The organism is Pseudoxanthobacter sp., from assembly GCF_036822375.1.
Lineage (GTDB): Bacteria > Pseudomonadota > Alphaproteobacteria > Rhizobiales > Segnochrobactraceae > Pseudoxanthobacter.
Genome location: NZ_DAISHT010000012.1, coordinates 34,597 through 40,318 on the forward strand (window position 1 = coordinate 34,597; position 5,722 = coordinate 40,318).

Below are 5,722 nucleotides of genomic sequence, written 5' to 3' on the forward strand. Positions count from 1 at the left end.
GCGCGCCGCGCCCGGTGCGGTTGCCGGCGCCTCAGGACGGGCTCTTGCCCGCGAGGTCGCCGGCGGCCAACGGCGCGAACTCGGCGACGATCTTCGCCCGGTGCTCGTCCAGTTCCGGCGGCGGCGCGAACGTTGCCGGCTCGGCCAGACCGACGACCTTGACCGGATTGCCCGCGACCCGGATCTCGCCGGCGACCGGATCCTGAACGGTGACGACCATGTTGCGGGCGTTCACCTGCGGATCGGCGATCATGCCGGCGATGTCGTTGATCGGTCCGCACGGCACGCCGGCGGCATTCAGCGCATCCAGCCAGTGGGCGACGGTGTTTTTCGACAGCGCCTTCTCCATCTCCTGCTCCAGCGCGTCGATGTTCTGGTGGCGCAGGTCGTTGGTGGCGAAGCGCGGATCGGCCGTCAGGCCCGGCTCGTCCAGAGCGCCGGCCATCAGCGCGAACAGGTGGTCGTTGCCGGCGGCGATGATGATGTAGCCATCGGAGGCCAGAAAGGCCTGAAACGGCGCGATCGAGGGATGCCGGGTGCCGTGGGGGCCGGGCACTTCGCCGGTCTTTGCGCAACTGGTGATGGCGTCTTCCATGATTGCGGCCTGACAATCGAGCATGGCGATATCGATCTTGCTGCCAAGCCCGGTCAGGGTGCGCCGGAACAGCGCGCCGTTGAGGCCGATGGCCAGATAGAGGCCGGCGGTGATGTCGCCGATGGAAATGCCGACCCGGGTCGGCTTGCCGCCGGGATAGCCCGTCATGGAAATGATGCCGCCCATGCCCTGCACCACCATGTCGTAGGCGGCGCGGCGCGAATAGGGGCCGCTGTCGCCGAACCCGGATGCGGCGCCGTAGATCAGGTGCGGATAGCGCGCGTGCAGAACGTCCCAGCCGTAGCCGAGCTTTTCCATCGTGCCGGGGCGGTAGTTCTCGACCACGATATCCGCCTTTTCGAGGATGCTCTCGAAAATGGCCCGGTCCGGCGCCTCGCGCAGATTGAGGGCGATGCTCTCCTTGTTGCAGTTGATGGCCGAGAAATAGAGCGACTTGCCGCCGGCGAACGGACCGAACGCGCGCGAGTCGTCGCCCGTGCCGGGAATTTCCACCTTGATGACGCGCGCCCCGAGGTTGGCGAGCGTCATGGTGGCAAACGGCCCGGCCAGCACGCGGGACAGGTCGACGATCGTCACCCCGGCCAGCAGCGGCAGCGGCGTGGCGGCGGAATTCTCTGCGCTCATGGTTTTCCCCCCCCCGAAATGGCGGTCCGGCCCCGATGGTTCCTATACCGGCCGCCCGGTTTGCGATGATACCGGCGCAGTGTGACGGGAGACGGCGGTTTCCGCGATGGCAAAATCGATGTCGCCGATGCCGCATCGCCGGCCGTCTTGCCGGCCCCGGCGGGCGCCCGGAGCGCCGGGTCGCGGCGCCGAAGCGGTGAACTGTCATACGCATGTCATTCAACTGTCATGCACTGTCGAGCAGAGGGATGTCTGCGGATCCGGGTTCCGGGTCACTGACGGAAGGATGCCCCTATGAAGCTCAGGCGGACTGCAACGACTTACGGCCGGTCCATGCTGAAACGGGCAGGGCAGCCGCGTCCGCGGCGGCCGGCGGGACGCCGGCGCCGGCTGGCCATCGGCCGCGGGCAGCCGGCCTGACCGGCGCACGACTGAAGGCACGACAGAGGCGGGGCTGGCGGCCATTGCGGCAGCAGCCCCGTTTTTCCGTCCGGCCCGATGATGCCACAATGGCGCCGGCACCGATGAGTCGGCCTGCAGCCCGCACGGGCGGCCGGCAACGGCCGGGCCGGAGCTGGCGGGCGGAGGCGCGGGCGGACATGCAGACGGACATGCAGACGGACGTGCAGGCTGACATGCAGGCGGGGCAGACGGCGGGCCCCGGCCCGGCCGGGATTCCGGCCCGGTTGCGGGCGCTGTTCGACCGCGCCGTCGGCGTTGCCGATCCGATGCGCTCGCTCGCCGCCTTCCTGCCCGCCCGGCCCGCCGGCCGGGTGGTGGTGGTGGGCGCCGGCAAGGCTTCGGCGCGCATGGCCGAGGCCGTCGAGGCGGCGTGGGGCCCGTGCGAAGGGCTGGTGATCACCCGTTATGGCTATGGCCGGCCGCTTCGCGGCATCGCTCTGGCGGAAGCGGCCCATCCGGTGCCCGATCGCGCCGGCGAGCAGGCGACGGCGCGCCTGCTGGCGCTGCTGGACGGTCTTGGCGAGGCGGATTTCGTGCTCGCTCTCATTTCCGGTGGGGCATCGGCCCTGCTGGTGGCGCCGGCCGCCGGGCTGACGCTGGCCGACAAGCAGGCCGTCAACGATGCCCTGCTGGCTTCCGGTGCGCCGATCTCGGCCATGAATGTCGTCCGTAAGCATCTGAGCCGGGTCAAGGGCGGCCAGCTGGCGGCTGCGGCATGGCCGGCGCGCATGCTGGCGCTCGTCATCTCCGATGTGCCGGGCGACGACCTCAGTCTCATCGGCTCCGGCCCGACGGTGGGCGACGAAACCGGCGCGGCCGATGCCCTCGCGCTGCTCTCGCGCTGGGGGATCAGCCCGCCGGAGGCGGTGATCCGGGCGCTGCGGGCCGGATCGGGCGTGATCCGGCCCGGCGACCGCCGCCTGTCGCGCACGCAGACCCGCCTTATTGCCGCCCCCATGCAGTCGCTCGCCGCCGCCGCGGCGCTGGCGCGCGAGCAGGGCTGGGAGGTGCGCATTCTGGGCGATGCGCTGGAAGGCGAAGCGCGCGACGTGGCGCGGGCCCATGCCGCCATGGCGCGGGCGCTTGCGGACACGCGCCGGCCGGGCGAGCCGCCGCTGCTGCTGCTTTCCGGCGGCGAACTGACGGTGACCCGCACCGGTGCCGGAATCGGCGGGCCGAACGCCGAATATGCGCTGGCTCTGGCGCTTGCGCTTGAGGGCGCGCCGGGCATCTTCGCTCTGGCCGGCGACACCGACGGCGTGGACGGCGCCGCCGAGGTGGCCGGTGCCATCGTGACGCCGGATACGCTGTCGCGGGCGGCGGCCTGCGGGGCGGATGCCGGCGCGGCGCTGGCGGCCAACGACGCCCACACCTTCTTCCGGCAAACCGGCGATCAGGTGGTGACCGGCCCGACGCTGACCAATGTCAACGATTTCCGCGCCTTGCTCGTGCTGGCGCCGGCGGCCGCCGCGTGAGGGGCGGGCACGTCAGGTCGCAAGTTCGTCGATGTGCAGCAGATCGCGGATGCCGACCGGCTCGTCGGGGTCGCACGGCTCGTAGATCATGTCGGCAATCACGCGCGCGCCGTAGTGGCGGAAGCAGATGTGCCAGCCGTGGCGCACGGCCCTGTCGATCTGCAGGCCGATATGCCGGTCGCTGATGCCGGAGGCGATGCACAGCGAACCGCCGGCAATGGCCTGCACCAGCGCGACGTCAAAACTGAACGGCCGGGTTTCGCCGACGAGGTCGTCGGCCAGACGGCGTTCGATGAGGGCGCCGCTTTCCGGCCACAGCGCGCTGAACCCGTGCGACACGCCCAGCATGCGCACGCCGTCCATGTCGCACAGCATGCGCACGGTGCGCTGCCGCATGATGAACTGGCGCTGAAGCTGGAATTCATCGCGCACGGTCTGTGCGAGCAGGTTGCGAAGCTGCTTCAGGTGGGCGGGCGAGGGCTGGTCCAGACCGTTTTCCCAGCGCGAGATGGCGGCCTGAGACACGCCAAGCTGGGCCGCGAGGGTCTCCTGCTTGATGCTGTTCAGGCGGCGCCAGGTCTTCATTCGGCTGGTCAGACGATCCGGCATCGAACGTCCTGTCCGTTCAGTTGCGGCCGTGTCGCCGGCCGGCATCGCCGGCGCGCCGCTGCGGCCCGGATCTTTTTTACAGCACCGGGCCCGGCGGGCGCAACGACCGGCCCGGCGCAGCAGCAGGACGCGCCGCATGGGGGCGGCCTGAAAAGGCAAAGCCGGCGCGTGTGCGCCGGCTCCGGAGACAGGCCCCAACCGGGAAACAGACCCCGACAGAGGCTGGCGTGGCTGCCCGCGGCACGGCCCTTACAGGACCGCCCGCGGCGCCGCGCCGGGATCAGGCGAGATAGCGGACCGCGGTGATCTCGTAGGAACGGGCACCGCCGGGGGCGACCACTTCCACGCTGTCGCCCACGCTCTTGCCGATCAGGGCGCGCGCGATGGGCGAGGAGATCGACACCCGACCCTTCTTCACGTCGGCTTCGACATCGCCGACGATCTGATAGCTCTTCTCTTCCTCGGTATCCTCGTCGATCAGCGTCACCGTGGCGCCGAACTTGACGGACGTGCCGGAGAGCTTGGAAACGTCGATGATCTCGGCGCGCGACAGCTTGTCTTCAAGCTCCGCGATGCGGCCCTCGTTCAGGCTCTGCTGTTCCTTGGCGGCGTGATATTCGGCATTTTCCGAAAGGTCGCCGTGGGCGCGCGCTTCTGCAATGGCGGCGATGATGCGCGGACGCTCCTCCTGCGCACGCTTCTTCAGCTCGACCTCGAGCGAGGCGTAGCCGGCAGCGGTCATTGGTATCTTTTCCATCACGACCTCGGTCTTTCTCGTCGCCACCCGCCAGAGTCCCGCCGTTGCGGCGGTGGGGCACCCTTGCCCCTTCGCCGGCGCGGCAGCCACGGCGTAAACGACAACAAGAAGCCCGACAGCCACAGCCCGCCCGAAGGCGGCTCTGCAGCAGCCGGGATTCGTTTCAGCAGTCCGCTCAGAAATAAGACTGCAGCGGACGAACCTCAAGCTCGCCGGTGCTCATCGCGACGATGCCCTGAACGGCAGCGATGGCGCCGGCAACGGTCGTGTAATAGGGCACCCTGTGCTGCAGGGCGGCCCGGCGCATCGACCGGCTGTCGGCAAGGGCCTGCGCGCCCTCGGTGGTGTTGAAGACCAGCTGCACCTTGCCGTTGGCGATAGCATCGACGATGTGCGGGCGGCCTTCAAGCACCTTGTTGATCTTGGTGGAGGGCACGCCGTTTTCGGCAAGGAAACGCTGGGTGCCCGACGTGGCGATGATGGTGAAGCCGAGCTTCGCCAGCATGCGCACCGATTCCAGCACCTTCTGCTTGTCGGCCTCGCGCATGGAGACAAACGCCGTGCCGGCGGTCGGCACCGGCGTGCCGGAGCCGAGCTGCGACTTGGCGAAGGCCATCGGGAACGCCTTGTCGAGACCCATCACCTCGCCGGTGGAGCGCATCTCCGGGCCGAGCACGGTATCGACGCCGGGGAAGCGGGCGAACGGGAACACCGCTTCCTTCACCGCCACATGGTCGAGCTTTTCCGGCTTCAGGCCGAACGAGGCGAGGCTCTCGCCGGCCATGATGCGCGCGGCGATCTTGGCGATCGGCTTGCCGATGGTCTTGGCGACGAACGGCACGGTGCGCGAGGCGCGCGGGTTGACCTCGATGACGTAGATTTCGCCGTCCTTGATGGCGTACTGCACGTTCATCAGGCCGCGCACGTCGAGCCCCAGCGCCAGCGCGCGGGTTTCCTTTTCCAGCCGGGCGATGGTGTCGGCGGAAAGCGAGCGCGGCGGCAGCGAGCAGGCCGAATCGCCGGAGTGAATGCCGGCTTCCTCGATGTGCTCCATGATGCCGCAGACGAACACGTCGGTGCCGTCGGCCAGCGCATCGACGTCGATCTCGGTGGCGTCGGTCAGGTAGCGGTCGAACAGCAGCGGGCTCTTGCCGAGCACGGTGTTGATCTGGCCGGTCT

At 69.4% G+C, this 5,722-nt stretch carries 4 protein-coding genes and 1 pseudogene; 1 reads left to right on the plus strand and 4 read right to left on the minus strand.

All coding sequences use genetic code 11. The features are described from left to right. Positions 1-31: 31 nt before the first annotated feature. A complete protein-coding gene (locus V7067_RS02815; RefSeq protein ID WP_334174356.1) occupies positions 32-1,240 on the minus strand; it encodes a CoA transferase in 1,209 nt (402 codons plus the stop codon). A gap of 635 nt (positions 1,241-1,875) precedes the next feature. On the opposite strand from V7067_RS02815, the gene V7067_RS02820 reads away from it, so the two are divergent. Continuing rightward, the gene (locus V7067_RS02820) at positions 1,876-3,177 is read left to right on the plus strand and encodes a glycerate kinase (RefSeq protein WP_334174359.1); all 1,302 of its coding nucleotides are present in this window, start codon (positions 1,876-1,878) and stop codon (positions 3,175-3,177) included. A gap of 12 nt (positions 3,178-3,189) precedes the next feature. On the opposite strand, the gene V7067_RS02825 is transcribed toward V7067_RS02820, so the two are convergent. The 3 genes and pseudogenes from V7067_RS02825 to V7067_RS02835 form a co-directional block, all read right to left on the minus strand. Then, positions 3,190-3,762, minus strand: a complete 573-nt coding sequence (locus V7067_RS02825) for a helix-turn-helix transcriptional regulator (protein ID WP_334174357.1) — start codon at positions 3,760-3,762, stop codon at positions 3,190-3,192. A gap of 304 nt (positions 3,763-4,066) precedes the next feature. Further along, on the minus strand, positions 4,067-4,543 hold the full coding sequence (gene greA / locus V7067_RS02830) for a transcription elongation factor GreA (RefSeq protein ID WP_334174360.1): 477 nt from the start codon (positions 4,541-4,543) through the stop codon (positions 4,067-4,069). 175 nt (positions 4,544-4,718) lie between these two features. Continuing rightward, positions 4,719-5,722, minus strand: a pseudogene (locus V7067_RS02835) (carbamoyl phosphate synthase large subunit); the annotation flags it as partial.

Excerpts from the sequence above, each read along its gene's own strand:
- V7067_RS02815 (WP_334174356.1), bottom strand. The coding sequence starts at position 1,240 with ATGAGCGCAGAGAATTCCGCCGCCACGCCGCTGCCGCTGCTGGCCGGG.
- V7067_RS02820 (WP_334174359.1), top strand. The coding sequence starts at position 1,876 with ATGCAGGCGGGGCAGACGGCGGGCCCCGGCCCGGCCGGGATTCCGGCC.
- V7067_RS02825 (WP_334174357.1), bottom strand. The coding sequence starts at position 3,762 with ATGAAGACCTGGCGCCGCCTGAACAGCATCAAGCAGGAGACCCTCGCG.
- greA (WP_334174360.1), bottom strand. The coding sequence starts at position 4,543 with ATGGAAAAGATACCAATGACCGCTGCCGGCTACGCCTCGCTCGAGGTC.